Source organism: Alkalihalobacillus sp. R86527 (genome assembly GCF_042466185.1).
In the GTDB taxonomy this organism is placed as follows: domain Bacteria; phylum Bacillota; class Bacilli; order Bacillales; family Guptibacillaceae; genus Guptibacillus.
On the sequence record NZ_JAXHBW010000001.1, the window covers coordinates 3,698,263 to 3,717,632 of the forward strand.

Below are 19,370 nucleotides of genomic sequence, written 5' to 3' on the forward strand. Positions count from 1 at the left end.
AACTAGATAGCACTCGCAACGTATTCCAATAAGTTTTAGGTTAAGCCCTCGATCGATTAGTATTCGTCAGCTCCACGTGTCGCCACGCTTCCACCCCGAACCTATCAACCTCATCATCTCTGAGGGATCTTACCAGCTTGACGCTGTGGGAAATCTCATCTCGAGGGGGGCTTCATGCTTAGATGCTTTCAGCACTTATCCCTTCCACACGTAGCTACCCAGCTATGCTCCTGGCGGAACAACTGGTACACCAGCGGTGTGTCCATCCCGGTCCTCTCGTACTAAGGACAGCTCCTCTCAAATTTCCTGCGCCCGCGACGGATAGGGACCGAACTGTCTCACGACGTTCTGAACCCAGCTCGCGTACCGCTTTAATGGGCGAACAGCCCAACCCTTGGGACCTACTTCAGCCCCAGGATGCGATGAGCCGACATCGAGGTGCCAAACCTCCCCGTCGATGTGGACTCTTGGGGGAGATAAGCCTGTTATCCCCAGGGTAGCTTTTATCCGTTGAGCGATGGCCCTTCCATGCGGAACCACCGGATCACTAAGCCCGACTTTCGTCCCTGCTCGACTTGTAGGTCTCGCAGTCAAGCTCCCTTGTGCCTTTACACTCTGCGAATGATTTCCAACCATTCTGAGGGAACCTTTGGGCGCCTCCGTTACTCTTTAGGAGGCGACCGCCCCAGTCAAACTGCCCACCTGACACTGTCTCCGCACCGGATCACGGTGCTGGGTTAGAATGTCAGTACAGCCAGGGTAGTATCCCACCGACGCCTCCACCGAACCTAGCGGTCCGGCTTCTATGGCTCCTACCTATCCTGTACAAGCTGTACCAAAATCCAATATCAGGCTACAGTAAAGCTCCATGGGGTCTTTCCGTCCTGTCGCGGGTAACCTGCATCTTCACAGGTACTATAATTTCACCGGGTCTCTCGTTGAGACAGTATCCAAGTCGTTGCACCTTTCGTGCGGGTCGGAACTTACCCGACAAGGAATTTCGCTACCTTAGGACCGTTATAGTTACGGCCGCCGTTTACTGGGGCTTCGATTCAGAGCTTCTCCCGTAAGGGATAACCCCTCCTCTTAACCTTCCAGCACCGGGCAGGTGTCAGCCCCTATACATCGCCTTGCGGCTTGGCAGAGACCTGTGTTTTTGCTAAACAGTCGCTTGGATCTTTTCACTGCGGCTCCCCTGGGCTATTCACCCGAGGAAGCACCCCTTCTCCCGAAGTTACGGGGTCATTTTGCCGAGTTCCTTAACGAGAGTTCTCCCGATCGTCTTAGGATTCTCTCCTCGCCTACCTGTGTCGGTTTGCGGTACGGGCACCTCTTTCCTCACTAGAGGCTTTTCTTGGCAGTGTAGAATCAGGGACTTCGGTACTTAATTCCCTCGCCATCACGACTCAGCCTTCGCGGTGAACGGATTTGCCTATTCACCAGCCTAATCGCTTGGACGCGCATTTCCAGCAGCGCGCTCTCCCTATCTTTCTGCGTCCCCCCGTCGTTCAAACGGAAAGGAGGTGGTACAGGAATATCAACCTGTTATCCATCGCCTACGCCTTTCGGCCTCGGCTTAGGTCCCGACTAACCCTGAGCGGACGAGCCTTCCTCAGGAAACCTTGGGCTTTCGACGGACAAGATTCTCACTTGTCTTTCGCTACTCATACCGGCATTCTCACTTCTAAGCGCTCCACCAGTCCTTTCGGTCTGACTTCGCAGCCCTTAGAACGCTCTCCTACCATTGTCGTAAGACAATCCACAGCTTCGGTGATACGTTTAGCCCCGGTACATTTTCGGCGCAGCGTCACTCGACCAGTGAGCTATTACGCACTCTTTAAATGATGGCTGCTTCTAAGCCAACATCCTGGTTGTCTAAGCAACGCCACATCCTTTTCCACTTAACGTATACTTTGGGACCTTAGCTGGTGGTCTGGGCTGTTTCCCTCTCGACTACGGATCTTATCACTCGCAGTCTGACTCCCGCGGATAAATCGTTGGCATTCGGAGTTTGACTGGATTCGGTAATCCGGTAGGGACCCCTAGTCCAATCAGTGCTCTACCTCCAAGATTCTTGCCGCGAGGCTAGCCCTAAAGCTATTTCGGAGAGAACCAGCTATCTCCGGGTTCGATTGGCATTTCACCGCTACCCACACCTCATCCCCGCATTTTTCAACATGCGTGGGTTCGGGCCTCCATTCAGTGTTACCTGAACTTCACCCTGGACATGGGTAGATCACCCGGTTTCGGGTCTACGACCACGTACTATTTCGCCCTATTCAGACTCGCTTTCGCTGCGGCTCCGCCTTCTCGGCTTAACCTTGCACGGGATCGTAACTCGCCGGTTCATTCTACAAAAGGCACGCTGTCACCCATTAACGGGCTCCAACTAGTTGTAGGCACACGGTTTCAGGTTCTCTTTCACTCCCCTTCCGGGGTGCTTTTCACCTTTCCCTCACGGTACTGGTTCACTATCGGTCACTAGAGAGTATTTAGCCTTGGGAGATGGTCCTCCCGGATTCCGACGGGGTTTCACGTGTCCCGCCGTACTCAGGATCCGTCTCGGAGGGCAGCGGATTTTGACTACAGGATTGTTACCTTCTCTGATGGACCTTTCCAGGTCGCTTCGTCTATCCGTGCCTTTGTAACTCCAATGAGACGTCCTACAACCCCAGAGGGCAAGCCCTCTGGTTTGGGCTGATTCCGTTTCGCTCGCCGCTACTCAGGAAATCGCGATTGCTTTCTCTTCCTCCGGGTACTGAGATGTTTCAGTTCCCCGGGTATGCCTTCTATCTCCTATGTATTCAGAAATAGATACCATCCCATTACGGATGGTGGGTTCCCCCATTCGGAAATCTCCGGATCAAAGCGTACTTACTGCTCCCCGAAGCATATCGGTGTTCGTCCCGTCCTTCATCGGCTTCTAGTGCCAAGGCATCCACCGTGCGCCCTTAGTAGCTTAACCTTAGATTTCATTAGAAACAATGTCTCTAACTCCATCGATGCACATCGTAAGATGTGACTAACTAAGAAATAACGCAAAAAATAATTCTTTATTGGATGTCGTTGTTTATGCTATCTAGTTTTCAAGGAACAATTTCTTCTATAACTAAGAGAAGAAATAATTGGTGGAGCCTAGCGGGATCGAACCGCTGACCTCCTGCGTGCAAGGCAGGCGCTCTCCCAGCTGAGCTAAGGCCCCAGGAATTCTTTTATGGTGGGCCTGAGTGGACTCGAACCACCGACCTCACGCTTATCAGGCGTGCGCTCTAACCAGCTGAGCTACAGGCCCACAAAAGAAAGGTAAATACTCCGACATAGCCATTAGCCGGAGGTGTTTATTAAAAGAGACTTGCTCTTCATCAAAACAAACCTTTTCAAGAAAGAACTATTGCTCTTTCAAAACTAAACGAAACGCTCATGCAAGTTTGGCAACCAATGTTGCCTCGTAATTCTCCATAGAAAGGAGGTGATCCAGCCGCACCTTCCGATACGGCTACCTTGTTACGACTTCACCCCAATCATTTGTCCCACCTTCGGCGGCTGGCTCCAAAAGGTTACCTCACCGACTTCGGGTGTTACAAACTCTCGTGGTGTGACGGGCGGTGTGTACAAGGCCCGGGAACGTATTCACCGCGGCATGCTGATCCGCGATTACTAGCAATTCCGGCTTCATGTAGGCGAGTTGCAGCCTACAATCCGAACTGAGAACGGCTTTATGGGATTCGCTTCACCTCGCGGTGTCGCAGCCCTTTGTACCGTCCATTGTAGCACGTGTGTAGCCCAGGTCATAAGGGGCATGATGATTTGACGTCGTCCCCACCTTCCTCCGGTTTGTCACCGGCAGTCACCTTAGAGTGCCCAACTGAATGCTGGCAACTAAGATCAAGGGTTGCGCTCGTTGCGGGACTTAACCCAACATCTCACGACACGAGCTGACGACAACCATGCACCACCTGTCACTCTGTCCCCCGAAGGGGAACGTCCTATCTCTAGGAGTGGCAGAGGATGTCAAGACCTGGTAAGGTTCTTCGCGTTGCTTCGAATTAAACCACATGCTCCACTGCTTGTGCGGGCCCCCGTCAATTCCTTTGAGTTTCAACCTTGCGGTCGTACTCCCCAGGCGGAGTGCTTAATGTGTTAACTTCAGCACTGAGGGTGGAACCCCCCAACACCTAGCACTCATCGTTTACGGCGTGGACTACCAGGGTATCTAATCCTGTTCGCTCCCCACGCTTTCGCGCCTCAGCGTCAGTTACAGACCAGAGAGCCGCCTTCGCCACTGGTGTTCCTCCACATATCTACGCATTTCACCGCTACACGTGGAATTCCACTCTCCTCTTCTGCACTCAAGTCCCCCAGTTTCCAATGGCCCTCCACGGTTGAGCCGTGGGCTTTCACATCAGACTTAAGAGACCGCCTGCGCGCGCTTTACGCCCAATAATTCCGGACAACGCTTGCCACCTACGTATTACCGCGGCTGCTGGCACGTAGTTAGCCGTGGCTTTCTGGTTAGGTACCGTCAAGGTACCGCCCTATTCGAACGGTACTTGTTCTTCCCTAACAACAGAGCTTTACGACCCGAAAGCCTTCGTCACTCACGCGGCGTTGCTCCGTCAGACTTTCGTCCATTGCGGAAGATTCCCTACTGCTGCCTCCCGTAGGAGTCTGGGCCGTGTCTCAGTCCCAGTGTGGCCGATCACCCTCTCAGGTCGGCTACGCATCGTTGCCTTGGTAAGCCATTACCTTACCAACTAGCTAATGCGCCGCGGGCCCATCCTACAGTGTTAGCTCGAAAGCCAACTTTCAACGTTGCATCATGCGATGCTATGTATTACCCGGTATTAGCTCCGGTTTCCCGGAGTTATCCCAGTCTGTAGGGCAGGTTGCCCACGTGTTACTCACCCGTCCGCCGCTGAGAAATAGGAGCAAGCTCCTATTTCTCCGCTCGACTTGCATGTATTAGGCACGCCGCCAGCGTTCGTCCTGAGCCAGGATCAAACTCTCCGATAGAAAGTCTAATCTAGCTTTAAAACTTGTTGTTTCCGTAGAAACAATTTCTTGCATGGCGTTTCGTTCAGTTTTCAAAGATCAATTGTTTCTTTCGTTTGTCGTTTTCAGCGACTCAACTAATATAACATTTCGTCGGAATCGATGTCAACAACTTTTTTTTGAGATTGTTTATCGTTATCTGCGTGCTCCGTAAGAAGCAACGTGATTAATAATACATGACTACCGAAGCAGTGTCAATCTCTTTTTTTATTTAATGATGTTGTCTTTGCAACAACGTTATCTACTATATCAGTTGATTCATGGTTGGTCAATACATAGAATGATATTTATTGAAAAACAAATAAAAAAGCCAGAGCACAGTTACGCCCTGACTTTAAATGTATTAATTCTTCTTAATTTAATTCAATCAAACGTTTGTTTAACTCGCTCTCTTCTCATCGATTAAATCAAACATTTCTTCTTTCTTTTCTTTAGTCACTTCACTTAATTCATCACGTTTCTTGTTACTGTAGTCCAGAAGGACATCTGATCGCTTGTCAATTTTCTCTTTGAGTAGTTCTTCTTGTTCTTTTGAAATCTTTTCTCTGTAATATAACTCCTGTGCAGCTTTATAGAGAAGATCCTCTTCTGTCTGAACGACATCATTAAAGGTTGATTGGATTTCATCTAGCTGTTTAATTTTTCGTAGATGCTCTTTGTTTACTGAGATGTCCGCCTTTGCTGAGGCAAGGTCTGCTTCAATTGATTCATGAGCTTCATCCACTAATTGATCGAGGGTGTTGTTTAGTTCAACTTTTGAATTAACCGTTTTATAAACACCGCCACCAGCATCCGCTGCATCCTCAAGCTGATTACGTCCTTCTGTATCTACGTTGAACCCAATAATGTTTACTGTTACATCTAGATCTGATTCATGAAGGTTTTTCGCTTCCTCTACAGGGTCTCCATCACACGTTTCAACACCATCACTTACGATATAAATGTTGTTCTTTACACCTTCTCCAGCTTTCCCTTTTAAATCAGACTGGACTGAGCTGATAGCATCACCTAAAGGAGTCCAGCCCGTAGGTTCGAATTGGCTCAAAGCTTCATTAAATGTATTTTCATTGTATGTATTCAGGTCATAAAACACCTCGTTACTACTACACGAAAGCTCCTTATCACTATCGTCATTGCTTCCTTTATGGCCATATGCTCTTAAGAGTACATTGGCATCCTCAGGTAAGCTACTAGAAAATCGCTTTAAAGCATCCTTTGCGAGATCCATCTTCGTTCCCCCGCTTACTTGCCCTGCCATACTTCCACTAGAATCCAAAAGAATGACGACATTCTCTTCATTGACCTCTTCTTCCTTGTTTAAAAGATTCATAAATTCAGGATTATAGTTTTCGTATGCTTCATTAACATTGCTAAAGTCAGCATGTAGCATAGAAACCAAACCGTTATAAACTTCATCCACATTTGCTGAAGAAGGAATTTTCTCTAGTACTTTATCAGGATTAATAGATTGCTTCCCACTTTTAATTAAGGAACCTGGATTTCCTTTTACAATACTCTCAGCATCTGATGCCGCTTCAGGAAAATCGGCTTTCACTTCCTGTTGCTGCTCCTCTTCTTTGCTTTCTTTCTTACTATTCTTATCATCACTTTCGCTATCACCATTGTTAGAACATGCTGCTAGTAATAAAGTTACTCCAATAAGAAAAACGAGATACTTTTTCAAATTCATACACCTCCAATAAAAACTGTTACTTAATCCGTCTCATAAAATAGCTATTAATTTATTAGGGCTAACCATAATTCGGAAAGATAAGACTCCTTTTTCAATCTAGATATTCATAACCAAAATTCTGCTACGACTTTAAAAAGAATAAGTAACAAGAACATTACTGTTCCCGTTACAATTGTTCTCGCCGTAACTTTCTTTCCATTTTTATTAATAAAATTTATATAAAAAACCGCCCCACAAAACGCCGAAACAGCAAGGATTCCTATAATAAATATTTTGTCGTTACCATCTAATTTTCCATTTTCAATAAAAAGTTGGTCATATACAAACAAACCAACAATCGCCACAAGCATAAGTATATTTGCTGCAATAGACACTTTCTTCCACATCTCAATTATTCTCCTCAATATCAGAATGTTTCTTTATCGAATAAGTCAACCGTTTACCAAAGTTAATACTTTAGATGGCTACTAATTATAACTGTATTGTCATTCTATATAGGGTAAAAATAATCAAAAACAATATTGCTCCAATCACACTCTTCACAGTTATTTTCTTTCCACTATCACTAGTCAGATTAATACTAGAAACAACACCCACATATGCCATGATAATTAAAGCAAATATGAATACAATCCTGTCATTTGAGTCAACAATACCATCCTTCATAAACAACGGAGGATAAGCAAATATAAAAACTATTGAAACAATCCATAGTACAGTAGAAAGCTTAGAAGCTTTTTTCCATTTCATTTTAATAACCCTCCGAGGTGTTGTTCCGGTCGTAACACAATGCACCTACTTTTACTTGTGGAATTACAACAATAAAAATAAAAAAGGTTTAGAGCACCGGTAGAATTATTATAAAGTAGTATATTGTCACGTTAGCTATAATCATTGCTCTTTAATGAAATGGAAAGTTAAAATTAAGACCCTTTTTCCATTCTTCTTCAGAAAAGCAATTGTATCTGTATCACCTAAAAAAGTTTAAAAGGCTTACTATCCCAACGAAGAAGAGTATCATCAACAAAGTTTGTATTATACGCATTGGTAGACTCTCACCAAAGTGAGTTCTACTTATATGAGCGAAGACACCAATGAACGCAAGAACAAATACAAATATTGAAGCATAAACTAACCATGGTGGACGTTCTGTCATTTTATAAACACCGCCACCTTGTGGTTCCGCTACTGAAAAGACTATTCCAGCTATGCTCCCCAGAACAATGACGCCGGAAATTGCTTTTCATATAACTTTCACCTTAAATCCCTTTATATATTTAAGCATTTAGAACTGAATTTTCATTCAATATAATGCGAAAAATCAAATGTAAAATTGCACCCATCACTCACAATTTTCTTTGATAACTTACTACAGCAAAACTACCCTAAGTTACATAGATAATTAATGGAAATGATTTAATAAGTATCTACTCAAACCCAAAATTCCAAAACTGCTCTATACATAAGAAAAAGTATGTATATAACAATCGCGCCTATTACAGAACCAAGAGTTATCTTCTTACCATTTTGTGTTGTAAGATTTAAACTTGATACAACTCCAATAAAAGTGAAAACAACTAGGACTCCAACGAAAAAGATTCTATCATTGAAATCTAACTTACCATTTTCTATAAACAATCGAGAATATATATAAATTAATACGATCATCACTATAAATAGAACTTTAGAACCTATAGATAGTTTCTTCCACTTTCTCATATGTTCACTCCAAAATATCAAAGTCACTCATTTTACAGTTACTCTTCGTACGTACTCTTTTACTTATTACCTGAACATATTTAGAAGACTTATTGCACCACCGAAAAATAATATAAGTAAAATAGTATTGAATAAACGAACCTTAACACTTACACCCTCGGACCTTCTGCTAATGTAAGCAAAAACCCCAACAACCATTGTTGTTCCAAGACCTATTCCAGCATAAATTAACCATGGTGGACGTTCTGTCATTTTATAGACACCGTCCCCCTGGGGTTCTCCTAATGAAAAGACTAATCCAGCTGTGCTTGCCAAAATGATTATTACACACACTACTTCAATGAAACCCCACACCTTATTCATTTAACGTTCACCTAAGTTTTCTTTTAATATTTAACTGAATTTAACCGTTATGCCATACAGAGTGAAAATTATTATGAGAACAATGGCACTAGCCACGGTTTTAGCCGTAATATTTTTTCCACCATCACTGGTTAGATTAACGCTAGATACAACCACAACAAATATCATCACAGCTGCAGCCACCAATATTACGAATTTATCTGTAGAATCTACTTTTCCGTTTTCTATAAAAATCGCTGTATAAATCAACATAAAAGCTATAGTTGAAATCCACAATATCTTTGAGAGTCTTGATATACCCTTCCATTTCAATTTCAAAATCCTCCATCTACATGTCATATCAACGAACCCTAAACCCCAGAATTATCAATACTCTACACAAATTTTAAAGATGAACGTAAAGACAGCTCTAGCTAACAAACTCATAAAAGAAAAGAAGTGCAACTGTTTTTAATAACTTCTCGAATATTATCTAAAAAGATTTACTAGAGTCAAAATTCCACCGACGAAAATAATATAAAAAGCAGTTTGGATCGCGCGAAACTTTACGCTTTCACCTTCACTCTTCCTACTTACATGGGCAAAGAGAGCAATAATCATCGTTAAAACTACTGCTACGCCTGCATAGTTTAACCAAGGTGGACGTTCTGTCATCTTATAAACACCATCACCTTGATTTTCAGCAACAGTTAGGATGATTCCAATTATACTTACGATTACAATGACGCCTGCAATAGTTTCTATGAATCCCCATACTTTTTTCAAATAACTATCACCTGCATTCCATTTGAGGGTTTAACGATAACTGAACTTTCACTCGATACAAGGTATAAATAATCAAATTATCATCTAAAAAGGTTCAATAGACTAATGATGACACCAAAGAAAACAAAGATAAGGACTGTTTGAATAATTCGTTCCCAGACACTTTTACCTTCGTTCACCCTACTCATGTGAGCAAATACACCCACTCCACCTACTAAGAATAAACCGATTATTGCATAAATCAACCAAGGTGGACGTTCGGTTAATTTAAAAACTCCTCCACCTTGCGATTCACCTACTGAAAAGACTATTCCAAAAGAGCTCACAAGGACAATTATCACTACAATAGCTTCTATGAATCCCCATATTCTGCTCAAATAACATTTCCCTGTATTACAAATGATTAATTAAAACTGAACTTTCATTCCATATAATGTGAAAAACCAAATAGGAGTTTGCCCCACATCAAAATTTTCTTTGACAACTTACTACAGCAAAACTACCCTACATTGATAATTAATAGAAATAAAAAAGTGGGTGCTTTAGATAAGTATTTCCACAATGCATTCTCACTCCATAAATTAAAGATGATTGGGATACCGGCAATAACTTAGTGACTTAACTGTGAATTTGTTGAAATCAATGGATCAACATAATCTTATTTATAAAAACTCCACTGCTGCTCGATACATAATAAAGAGCAAAAATATAACAATGCCTCCGATAACAGAACGAAATGTGATATTTTTTCCATGCTGTGAAGTGAGGTTAATGCTTGATATAACTCCTACAAAAATAAATACAACGATCACCATTAGTAAAAAAATTCTATCATTGAAGTCTAACCTACCATTTTCTATAAATAATTTAGAATAGATAAAAACTATACCTATTGTCACTACAAAAAAGATTTTCGATGCTAGTGAAATTTTTTTCCACATTTGAACACCCCCTTTTTTTGATAACTAATTTTTCATGTTTGAGGTTTTCAGGTTATACGTTTTTGAGTTGTTTATATCTCTCATTTTATTTAAATCCCTTGCTATATCCGAGTTATCTGTTTTTCCATTGTTTTGGTTTTGATCTTGTAACCTATCATCAAGGTTCGGTTTTTCTGAATCACCCATATTGTTATTTACATTATCCTTAATAATATCTTCAGTTCCCTTATTAAAAATTTCTTCATAAACATCTGTAGAAGCAGGGTTTCTAAGAAGATTACTCACCCTTTGATTATTGAAGACCCACTTACTTACATGAGAAATTAATCCGTAACCTGCGATAGCCGCAATAGAGCCAGATACAAAGTTATCTACAAAATCCCAATCACCTTTCAGACCTTCAACTATAAAGTTCTCTAACCCTCCGATCGTTGCAATCGGGAGCCCCCATGAAGCATATTGGACGAATTTCCCAGCTAAAAGTAGGCTTCCAGCGAAAACGGACATAGGCGCTAATAAACTACCCATCGCAGCCCCTGAAACAATATCGATTATGAAGTTTCCAAAGGTGAAATCACCAGTTATAAAACTTTTTACGCCTGAAATGACACCAGATCCTGCGCCACCTATTATTGCACCCTCAGCCATAGTTGAAAGTACACCACTGGCTCCATATGCTAATCGCAAATGTCCCCAAGCACTCTTCCCTAAACTCAACAACCCTCTCCCAGCAGCAGCCAACGCCCCAGTAGCCTGTCCTATCCCACCTAACAGGGCACCACCAGCTGTCCAGCCTAATGAGCCTAGGAAACTATAATCGCTTGAGTTTCGATTCATAAGGTAATAAGCGCCACCGGCGATGCCAGCTCCTATTCCTGCTGCAATCGCAACTGGAGCGCTAATAATCCCAAGAGCGACTCCACCTACGATCCCTGCGCCAACGCCTACAAAACTTATTGTTGATTTAACCCAGTTCGGCGTAGCATCCCAGAGGTTAGATGTGAAATTCGTTAATGCATTCCATCCATTAACTGCGCCATCAATAAATCCGTCCCAGAGGTTTGCGGACCAATCTGTAAATGATGCCCACAATTCTTGTGACAAACTACTAAGCTCGCCCCATTTGTCACTTGCAAAATTCATTAGTTTGTTCCATCTATCAGAGATGACATCCCCCATATCACCGACAGTATCGAAAAGTGGGGCTAGAAACTCTCTTCCTTTGTTAAAAGCGTCTCCGATATAGTTTCCGATTTCTTCCCACCAATGGCTATCTTTCTTACTGTCATTTACAGTGGCCTCTCCGTCACTTTCGGTTTTTTGAAAGTGATCGTTCTTATAGTCAACGTCTCCAACCTCAGCTAAAGCAATAGGAGATATGCTAGTAGCGAGCATTAATATGAGAAAAACCAGAGATATCAGACGTTTATACGCCACTATGCACCCTCTCCCCTCTGTTATTTACAACTTATATCGACTCCCACTGGTGTCCCAATCCCAGCAGCAGCATCCGCTTTGATGCCTTCGAACTGTGAATCTTCAACAGTAACGTATGAACCTTTGCGTTCAGATTGTACGTAAATGCTGAAGGTCTCTTCTTCAAATTCAACCCTTACATTTCGATCAGCACCATTTTTCTTGGCATAGCGATTTGCTGCATCTTCAATTTCAGACATGTTTCCTCGCACGGCTTCACAGGCAATCTCGCTAATTTCCTCGTCTTCATAAAAATAGAGTAGTAGCTTATTCGCATCCAGGTCGACGCCATCGCCTTCTTTGATCCATTTCTCAACTTCTGAACGATAGGAATCGTCTCCGCCTTCGATTTCACTCTCAAGCCATCCACCAATGTCAGCATCTTCGAGTTCCTCATTTGCGACATTTTGCTTTATATCTTCAAGGCGATTTTCGAGCTTGTCTTTAATCACCTCGTCATAAGACTTTCTTGCCTCTCTTGATGCAGCTAGAACTGCTGAATCTGCACTTGTTTGACTGACGCGTTTTGAGATGAACACATTAAAGAAATCAAAGAATGCGAAGCTAATAAAAATTGACGTGACTAGTAATCCAACCATAATCAAGAGCATACTGTTGCCTTGTTCATTTTTTAGATAAGAACGTAGTTTTGTCATGGCAAACTTCCTTCGTCGTCATCCTCTTCCATCGGCATCGTCGCATCAGCATCAAAATCAAGTTCAATTTGACCGACAAGCGGAATTGATACAGTCGGAATTCTTGAAACGACCGTTACAGTTATGTCCTCTCCCGATTCAACTGAACTGACGGATTGAATCTGTAAGCCACCTGCCGATCGCTCCGCTACTTGTTCTGCATTCCCACCTACCGATGCCGCTCTGGCACCATCTCTGGCAGCTGACTCTGTGACAACAACCGCATATGCTACTAACGCCATCTGCCAGATGATCATAAATGCCACGATCACAAGCGGGAATACAGCTAGAAATTCAATCGTTTGTGACCCTTTCTCATTTTTGAGGTAAGAAGTAAGCTTTCTCATAGCGAATTAAATGTCACTGATCATTTGAGAAATACGATCAACGATAGCGGATGCTATTCCATCCCCATTTCCTTCTACCGCCGTTGCAACGGCTGCCATCACTGCTAGAACAACAAGACCAAGTGCTACCCACTCAAGAGCTTGAGCTCCATCTTCATTATTTACGTACTGATTCATCGTTTCCTTAGATTTAATCATTAATTTGTTCAACATTGTAATCTCTCCCTTTATTTAATAGTTTTATTATTTGAACCTTCTAATTGAAGAAGGTATCAAGACCAAATGCACCAGGGTTGTAAATCACGTTCAGAGCTAGTAATCCGATGATCAAGATGAACACACCCGGCAAAACGAAAAATGTTGTTACTAACGTAATTTGAGGACTTGCCTTCGCTGCTTTCTCCTTAGCTTTAAAGCTTCTAGTTGCGCGAAGGTCATCCGCTTGAATGGCGAATGTTTTAGATACAGGAACACCTAGAGTAGATCCCTGAATAAGAGAGTTGACAAGCATCTCTAGCTCTCTAGATGAATTTCGGTTGATTAAGTTTGCATAAGCTGTTTTTCTCGGAACGCCAAGATCAATTTCGCGATTAAAGCGTTCGATTTCTTCACTCAGCGGTCCATCGAACTGCCTTGTAACTTGATGGAGAGCACCATCTAATCCAACACCAGCTTGAAGTGTGACGCTGACGGTATCGAGAAAGTCTGGCATCATCATGCTGATCGTTTCTTGTCGTTCTCGAGCTTTTAATAGTAGCCATAGATTCGGCCCTAAATAGCCCCCAAGAGGTAGTAGGAGAAACATCGCAAATGCAAGCGGAAGTCCTAGAAGAAGGTAGAACATCCCGGCGACGATTCCGCATAGTCCAAGGAAGAACCGTAGACCATAAAAGCTTTCAAGCCTAAGGCCCATCGGATTACCAGCCTGGATCAGGTTGTTTTCATCCTTTTCTCGATCTGAGAAGAACGCGTATTTAACGCCTGTTGGCCCTGCATATTCAGCTGCTTTTATCAGGCGATCACTCACTTTTTTCTTGAAACTTACTCGCCTCTGTCGAACAGATTCCTCTACCTTCAGTTGGTTCACTAGCTTATGTTTCTTGCTGATATACAAGTAGATATAGATAAAACCGATTAGTAGTATTAATAAAATGGCAGTAAATAAGAAACCCGCGTAAACACTTAATAATGAACTCATAGGTTACACCCTTATCCTTGAAATCCGTTTGATCAGAATGAAAGCCGCGAACATGATAAGGGAAAATATCGCGAATAGGAGCAGCCCCCATGTTGTGAATAGAACGTTTAGAAAGCCTTCGATGAACAGGTTCATCATGATCGCCATCATGAATGGCATGATCACTAGAATGTATGCGATCGACCGTGATTCTGCTGTCGCGGTTTGGATCTCTTTCTGAACACGACCTCTTTCCTCTATCGTTCCTGCCATTAAATCCAACACTTCAGCAAGGTTTCCCCCTACGCGCCTTTGGATCAAAATCGTACTTACGAATATCGAAATCTCCTTACTCGAGTATCTCTCTCGAAACCGTCCCATCACCTGTTCAACGTCATCCCCAAGCTTTATTTGTTGGTCCATTATTTTAAATTGCGGCCCAGCTGGTTCTGACACCTCTGTCCCTACCATTTCAATTCCTTGTGGGATTGTCTGACCAGCCTTAATCGAATTAGACATCATCCTACAGATTTCAGGAAGTTGTTTGTTGAAGCTTTCATTCAACTTATCTTGTCTTGCATTTAATAGAAGTCTAGATCCAATCCATACAGAGAAGTACGCGATCAATAGCGCGATGAGTGGGAGTAAGCCTAATAAGAAAAACCCCACGAACCATAGCACTGCAAGAGTAAGTAAATAGATTCCCATATACTCAGAGGGCTTTAGGCGAATGTTCGCTTTGACAAGCTTCTTCCCTAAGTCCTGTGACAACTCAGATTCATCGTATTTATCGCCTATCAAAATCACGAAACTCTTTCTGGTCTGTTCACCTGTTTCAAACCATTCATCGATCTTCTTAACTGACTGTTTCGCTCGACGACTTTCCATGACGTAATAAATAAATAAGAAGAATGATAGAAATGCAGCGGTAAGTGCCAGGAGGGCAGTAGTCATACGATCGCCCCCTCAAGGAACAGAGAGTCTGGTAGTTCAACACCATAAGCTTTGAAGCGATCAACAAGATTCGGTCGATACCCAGTAGCTTCAAAATGCCCTTTCACTTTGCCATCAGCTGTAACACCTTCACGCACATAACGGAAAATGTCATGAATTTCAATTTCCCCGTTCACTTCAGCGATTTCAGCTATGCTAACTATCTTACGTCCCCCATCCGGTTGTCTTGAAGTTTGGACGATGAGATCGAGAGCCCCGACAAAATAGCCACGAATGATATCAACTGTTATCGGCAAACCAGACATCACGACCATAGCCTCCAAACGACCAAGGGCATCCTTTGGCGAGTTGGCGTGCACGGTTGTGAGAGAACCTTCGTGCCCCGTATTCATGGCTTGGAGCATATCGATCGCTTCAGAACCACGCACCTCTCCGACAATAATTCGATCAGGACGCATTCTTAGAGCATTCTTTACAAGCTGACGAATCGTGACCTCACCTTTGCCTTCCATATTGGGTGGCCTCGCCTCTAGACGAACAAGGTTTTCATACGTAAAGCGAAGTTCAGCCATATCCTCAATCGTTACCACCCGCTCTCCGAGTGGAATCGAATCTGAGAGAACATTGAGTAGGGTCGTCTTCCCGCTTCCCGTGCCTCCAGATACGAGGATATTCGTTTTTGCTTTAACGGCCGCTTGTAGAAAGCGTCCCATTTCATCCGTAAACGTCCCGAAACCTTGAAGGTCCTCAAGCGTAAACGGTGTTTTATTAAATTTACGAATTGAGATAGAAGGCCCATCTAATGAAATAGGAGGAATGACTGCATTCACACGGCTTCCATCCGGGAGTCTCGCATCTACCATTGGCGAACTTTCATCGATCCGTCTTCCAAGTGGAGCGATAATGCGATCGATGATATGACGGATATGTTGATCATCTTTGAACTGAATGTCTGTTTCCTGCATTTTCCCGCCACGTTCGATATACACTTCGTTCGCACCGTTCACCATAATTTCTGTGATGCCATCATCCTGAAGCAACGCCTCAAGCGGGCCATATCCAACAGATTCATTGATGATCTGTCGAATGATCCTCTCCATTTCCTGACTAGGAATGATGACTTTTTCTTCATCGATCATCTGTTTAACAAGCCGTTCGATTGTTTGCTTACGTTCATGAGGTGGAAGAGTTGTGATACTCTCAAGATTCGCTTCTTTGATCAACCGATTCTTGTAGTGCCTCACCCACTTTTCTTCAGGGCTGTTTGTAACGTCCCATTCTCTAGCCTGTGGAGTACTTTGATTCGATGCTCGCTGTAACCAAGACATAAACTCACCTCCTCTACATCAACACTTTGTCAACAAAGAGCTTCATATCCTTCGTTGCTTTTGACTGACCACGATCATTTTTCTTTTTATAAAATGGTTCACCCATGTTCAGAACCGGTTGTAAGCCGAAGTAATCGGATCGAACCGAAGCGGTAACTTCTTTTGAAAGGAGTCTCGCAATATCCTTTTCCGCTAACTCACCTTTTGGGTGTGTTCTGTTTAATAGAAGTGACACTGGGTGATTGCGTCCGCTCAGCTGAAAACGTTCGAATAAATCCATCGCATTTTTGAAAGCCCGCAGCCCCAAACTATCCGGGGTCAGAATATAGTGAATCGCCGTCGACTCTGTTAATCCAGTAAAACTAATCGTACTGATGGCTGAAGGCAAATCAAGAATCACATAGTCATAGTGCGCTCGACACGTACGTATCACCTTTGAGATCAGCTCTTCGTTTATCTCTTCTGCCTTAGCTGGATTTGCAGGCCCAGGCAATACATCGATACCTGTTCGCTCATCTTTGATCGAAATGTTCTCAATATGGTGTAAAGATAGCTCCTGAAGAACAGGTTGTAGATCATAATAGGATCTTGAGAATTCAAGCCCAAGAGCCGGCTCAACGCCTCCGAACTGCGCATTTAAATCAATGAGCATGACCCGTTTATGATGGTGAATTCGAAGTGACTGAGCTGTTAGGATCGATAATAATGTCGTTCCACTGCCACCCTTTGCACTATAAAAGGCATGAACAACACCGTTCCCTGAATCGCGGTTGAACGATTGTTCTGTTAGTTCAAGACTTTGCTGGACTTCCATAATCAGTTGACCTAGTCGGTCCATCTCATCAGGGAACACCAATACATCATAAGCCCCAGCTTTCACCCATCGTCTCCCTTCATCAAACGAACGATCATCCGTTAACCCGATCACGAAGCTCGAGGTAGGAACTGTAATCGCTTGAAGAGCATCAAGCTCATCACTATCTACAAAGTAAAATTGAAAGGTTTCAGAGAAAGAAGGTTTCCATTCTTCCTGAGTAACTACCTCAACTCCACCCTCTACGAGCTCATTTCTTACCGATTCAATAACATCTTTTCTCTTTGATAAAATTAATGATTTATATGACGAACTCATATAAGCCGCCCCCTTTTCTTACTCGTCATCAGAATCGTCCTTTTCGGCAGCTTTCTGCTTAGCTTCTTCTTTCTTTTTCTGAGCGGCTTTTGCTTTTGCTTCTTCCTCTTTTTTCTTTGCTAATTCAGCCGCCTTCTTAGCTTCTGCCTCTTTCTTCGCTTTCTCTGCTTCTGCTGCAATTTGATTCACTCGTAGAATACGAATTTGCTTCGCAGCGTTTTGAGCATGAATAAGCTTTTCTGCCTCTTCTAAATTTAACGACACTCTGATTGCCGGACCGAATGATTCATCCTCTTTGTTATCTGACTGAATCTCTTCTTGCTGAACGACCGGTACCGTTTCAAGCAAACGCTCTGTTGTCACGCCACTTTTTGTTTCCATGACAGAATACACATCGACGAGGTCACCCTCTGTTATCGCTTGATCAATCAATACATTAGTAGTTGGGTTTAACCACACGACTCGATTTTCAGCGGGAATATCAAGCTTCTTTCGAACAACATTTTTCGTCAGAATATCACCATCATTCAATTTAACGACTGCGATCGCTTCATCTAGCTCCTTCTCATCTTGAATGAAGGAAGATACCTGGCTGCTTCTTGGCATCTCGACCCACTCGATATCACTTTTATCAAGTGACGTGTACGAACGGATATCAGAACCTGCAGCTGCTACCTTTACCGTCTCACCCAATGACTCTTGAGCCATTCGAATTTGATTTAGAATAAAGCCAGCCGCAACGACGGCAAGGATAAAGGCAAGTGTAAGAAAAATAAGTGCTTTTCGTTTTGCATCAATCATCAGATTCACCCCAACGCTTAGTATTAGGTATCCGAGCGACATGGATAAATGGAATATTAACTGGAAGGTGGGGGGTTGCTATCTTAATCTCGCGTTCTTCCTGTAATGAGATCGACAAGCCTTTTTTCACAACCCAATACTCTGAATCGTCATTCGAAGTAGTCACAGCTTTCACGACTTCCAATAGATTTCCAGATTCTTCAACAATTATTTTTTCGTTTTTCCAATTAGCTCGTTTGTAGATTTCATTTTTTGGCTCTCGATATGTACGAAGCATTCTTTCATTCGAGAATACAGTTGGCTTTTGAGAGATGATCGTTCCTGATACAGTTCTAGTCACCGACTCAACCCAACGCATCACTTCTTGTTTAGTAGGATTTGTTAACGATTGAATCTTCTCAATAAGCATATACAATAGCGCTCGATTATTTGGAGCTGCAATCGCGATCACATGTCTTTCATTCATAAGCCAGTTTGTTAATTTTCTAAGTTCATCATGTGGTTGAACATAAGGATCATAGAAATAAATGATCCGACTGCCAGATGGAAACCGATCAATAAAATAGGCAATCTCATCCTCTAGCTGCCAGTTAGCAATTGGAATCTTCTTTGATAATAGGATTTTCGAATCATGCTTATCGAGAAAGTCTCCTAAATCATCAGCACGCTTGATACGAATTGGTTTTATGCTTATATTCTCGCTTTTAAGTGAGTGAAGTCCGAGCGATTCATCAAGTACGATTTTCATATAATCTCCTTGCCTTTAATGTTTTTTTCTCATTGCTATATTCGCATAAATGTGTAAAAAATTGTGTGAGAAATGGCCATAATATGGATTTTCCATAAAATGACGAAAAAAGTCACCTTTATTCCATTCTTGAATTCAACAGGTATATAACTTAATACCCAACTAACAGGAAAAATTAA

General features: G+C 42.8%; 18 protein-coding genes, 2 tRNA genes and 2 rRNA genes. All 22 read right to left on the minus strand.

What is annotated here, in order from left to right; genetic code table 11:
- Positions 1–36 precede the first annotated feature (36 nt).
- Positions 37–2,965: ribosomal RNA gene (locus SJY16_RS19335) — 23S ribosomal RNA — on the minus strand.
- A gap of 161 nt (positions 2,966–3,126) precedes the next feature.
- A tRNA-Ala gene (locus tag SJY16_RS19340) sits at positions 3,127–3,202 on the minus strand.
- Positions 3,203–3,215: 13 nt separating this feature from the next.
- Positions 3,216–3,292 (minus strand) — tRNA-Ile (locus SJY16_RS19345).
- Between the two features lie 170 nt (positions 3,293–3,462).
- Positions 3,463–5,013, minus strand: a 16S ribosomal RNA gene (locus tag SJY16_RS19350).
- Together the 16S and 23S rRNA genes with 2 tRNA genes alongside form the textbook arrangement of a ribosomal RNA operon.
- Before the next feature lie 418 nt (positions 5,014–5,431).
- On the minus strand, positions 5,432–6,736 hold the full coding sequence (locus tag SJY16_RS19355; RefSeq protein ID WP_377891762.1) for a VWA domain-containing protein: 1,305 nt from the start codon (positions 6,734–6,736) through the stop codon (positions 5,432–5,434).
- 113 nt (positions 6,737–6,849) lie between these two features.
- The gene (locus SJY16_RS19360; protein WP_377891763.1) at positions 6,850–7,131 is read right to left on the minus strand and encodes a hypothetical protein; all 282 of its coding nucleotides are present in this window, start codon (positions 7,129–7,131) and stop codon (positions 6,850–6,852) included.
- A gap of 85 nt (positions 7,132–7,216) precedes the next feature.
- On the minus strand, positions 7,217–7,495 hold the full coding sequence (locus tag SJY16_RS19365) for a hypothetical protein (RefSeq protein WP_377891765.1): 279 nt from the start codon (positions 7,493–7,495) through the stop codon (positions 7,217–7,219).
- 1,035 nt (positions 7,496–8,530) lie between these two features.
- On the minus strand, positions 8,531–8,827 hold the full coding sequence (locus SJY16_RS19370; RefSeq protein WP_377891767.1) for a hypothetical protein: 297 nt from the start codon (positions 8,825–8,827) through the stop codon (positions 8,531–8,533).
- A 30-nt stretch (positions 8,828–8,857) separates the two neighbouring features.
- Positions 8,858–9,139, minus strand: a complete 282-nt coding sequence (locus tag SJY16_RS19375; protein WP_377891769.1) for a hypothetical protein — start codon at positions 9,137–9,139, stop codon at positions 8,858–8,860.
- 156 nt (positions 9,140–9,295) lie between these two features.
- Positions 9,296–9,592: a hypothetical protein gene (locus SJY16_RS19380; protein WP_377891770.1), complete on the minus strand. Its 297-nt coding sequence runs from the start codon at positions 9,590–9,592 to the stop codon at positions 9,296–9,298.
- A gap of 80 nt (positions 9,593–9,672) precedes the next feature.
- A complete protein-coding gene (locus SJY16_RS19385; protein ID WP_377891773.1) occupies positions 9,673–9,969 on the minus strand; it encodes a hypothetical protein in 297 nt (98 codons plus the stop codon).
- Positions 9,970–10,254: 285 nt separating this feature from the next.
- On the minus strand, positions 10,255–10,533 hold the full coding sequence (locus SJY16_RS19390) for a hypothetical protein (RefSeq protein WP_377891776.1): 279 nt from the start codon (positions 10,531–10,533) through the stop codon (positions 10,255–10,257).
- 24 nt (positions 10,534–10,557) lie between these two features.
- Positions 10,558–11,970 carry a hypothetical protein gene (locus SJY16_RS19395; RefSeq protein WP_377891778.1) on the minus strand — a complete coding sequence of 471 codons (1,413 nt, stop codon included), beginning with the start codon at positions 11,968–11,970 and terminating at the stop codon, positions 10,558–10,560.
- 20 nt (positions 11,971–11,990) lie between these two features.
- Positions 11,991–12,665 carry a pilus assembly protein TadG-related protein gene (locus SJY16_RS19400; RefSeq protein WP_377891780.1) on the minus strand — a complete coding sequence of 225 codons (675 nt, stop codon included), beginning with the start codon at positions 12,663–12,665 and terminating at the stop codon, positions 11,991–11,993.
- Positions 12,662–13,051 (minus strand): TadE/TadG family type IV pilus assembly protein, encoded by a 390-nt coding sequence (locus tag SJY16_RS19405; protein WP_377891783.1) that lies wholly within the window; start codon positions 13,049–13,051, stop codon positions 12,662–12,664. The genes SJY16_RS19400 and SJY16_RS19405 overlap by 4 nt, the downstream gene beginning before the upstream one ends.
- Before the next feature lie 6 nt (positions 13,052–13,057).
- The gene (locus SJY16_RS19410) at positions 13,058–13,264 is read right to left on the minus strand and encodes a hypothetical protein (protein WP_377891786.1); all 207 of its coding nucleotides are present in this window, start codon (positions 13,262–13,264) and stop codon (positions 13,058–13,060) included.
- A gap of 43 nt (positions 13,265–13,307) precedes the next feature.
- A complete protein-coding gene (locus tag SJY16_RS19415; RefSeq protein WP_377891788.1) occupies positions 13,308–14,249 on the minus strand; it encodes a type II secretion system F family protein in 942 nt (313 codons plus the stop codon).
- Positions 14,250–14,252: 3 nt separating this feature from the next.
- A complete protein-coding gene (locus SJY16_RS19420) occupies positions 14,253–15,182 on the minus strand; it encodes a type II secretion system F family protein (protein WP_377891791.1) in 930 nt (309 codons plus the stop codon).
- Positions 15,179–16,510, minus strand: coding sequence for a TadA family conjugal transfer-associated ATPase (locus tag SJY16_RS19425; RefSeq protein ID WP_377891794.1), 1,332 nt, complete (start codon positions 16,508–16,510; stop codon positions 15,179–15,181). Before SJY16_RS19425 ends, SJY16_RS19420 begins: the two co-directional genes overlap by 4 nt.
- 13 nt (positions 16,511–16,523) lie before the next feature.
- A complete protein-coding gene (locus SJY16_RS19430; RefSeq protein ID WP_377891797.1) occupies positions 16,524–17,642 on the minus strand; it encodes a CpaE/TadZ family protein in 1,119 nt (372 codons plus the stop codon).
- An 18-nt stretch (positions 17,643–17,660) separates the two neighbouring features.
- Positions 17,661–18,443: a CpaB family protein gene (locus SJY16_RS19435; protein WP_377891799.1), complete on the minus strand. Its 783-nt coding sequence runs from the start codon at positions 18,441–18,443 to the stop codon at positions 17,661–17,663.
- On the minus strand, positions 18,436–19,191 hold the full coding sequence (locus SJY16_RS19440; RefSeq protein WP_377891801.1) for a hypothetical protein: 756 nt from the start codon (positions 19,189–19,191) through the stop codon (positions 18,436–18,438). Before SJY16_RS19440 ends, SJY16_RS19435 begins: the two co-directional genes overlap by 8 nt.
- Between the last annotated feature and the right edge of the window lie 179 nt (positions 19,192–19,370).

Coding starts and splice junctions, on each gene's coding strand:
- SJY16_RS19360 (WP_377891763.1), bottom strand. CDS start 7,131: ATGTGGAAGAAAGTGTCTATTGCAGCAAATATACTTATGCTTGTGGCG.
- SJY16_RS19365 (WP_377891765.1), bottom strand. CDS start 7,495: ATGAAATGGAAAAAAGCTTCTAAGCTTTCTACTGTACTATGGATTGTT.
- SJY16_RS19370 (WP_377891767.1), bottom strand. CDS start 8,827: ATGAATAAGGTGTGGGGTTTCATTGAAGTAGTGTGTGTAATAATCATT.
- SJY16_RS19390 (WP_377891776.1), bottom strand. CDS start 10,533: ATGTGGAAAAAAATTTCACTAGCATCGAAAATCTTTTTTGTAGTGACA.
- SJY16_RS19400 (WP_377891780.1), bottom strand. CDS start 12,665: ATGACAAAACTACGTTCTTATCTAAAAAATGAACAAGGCAACAGTATG.
- SJY16_RS19405 (WP_377891783.1), bottom strand. CDS start 13,051: ATGAGAAAGCTTACTTCTTACCTCAAAAATGAGAAAGGGTCACAAACG.
- SJY16_RS19410 (WP_377891786.1), bottom strand. CDS start 13,264: ATGTTGAACAAATTAATGATTAAATCTAAGGAAACGATGAATCAGTAC.
- SJY16_RS19415 (WP_377891788.1), bottom strand. CDS start 14,249: ATGAGTTCATTATTAAGTGTTTACGCGGGTTTCTTATTTACTGCCATT.
- SJY16_RS19420 (WP_377891791.1), bottom strand. CDS start 15,182: ATGACTACTGCCCTCCTGGCACTTACCGCTGCATTTCTATCATTCTTC.
- SJY16_RS19425 (WP_377891794.1), bottom strand. CDS start 16,510: ATGTCTTGGTTACAGCGAGCATCGAATCAAAGTACTCCACAGGCTAGA.
- SJY16_RS19430 (WP_377891797.1), bottom strand. CDS start 17,642: ATGAGTTCGTCATATAAATCATTAATTTTATCAAAGAGAAAAGATGTT.
- SJY16_RS19435 (WP_377891799.1), bottom strand. CDS start 18,443: ATGATTGATGCAAAACGAAAAGCACTTATTTTTCTTACACTTGCCTTT.
- SJY16_RS19440 (WP_377891801.1), bottom strand. CDS start 19,191: ATGAAAATCGTACTTGATGAATCGCTCGGACTTCACTCACTTAAAAGC.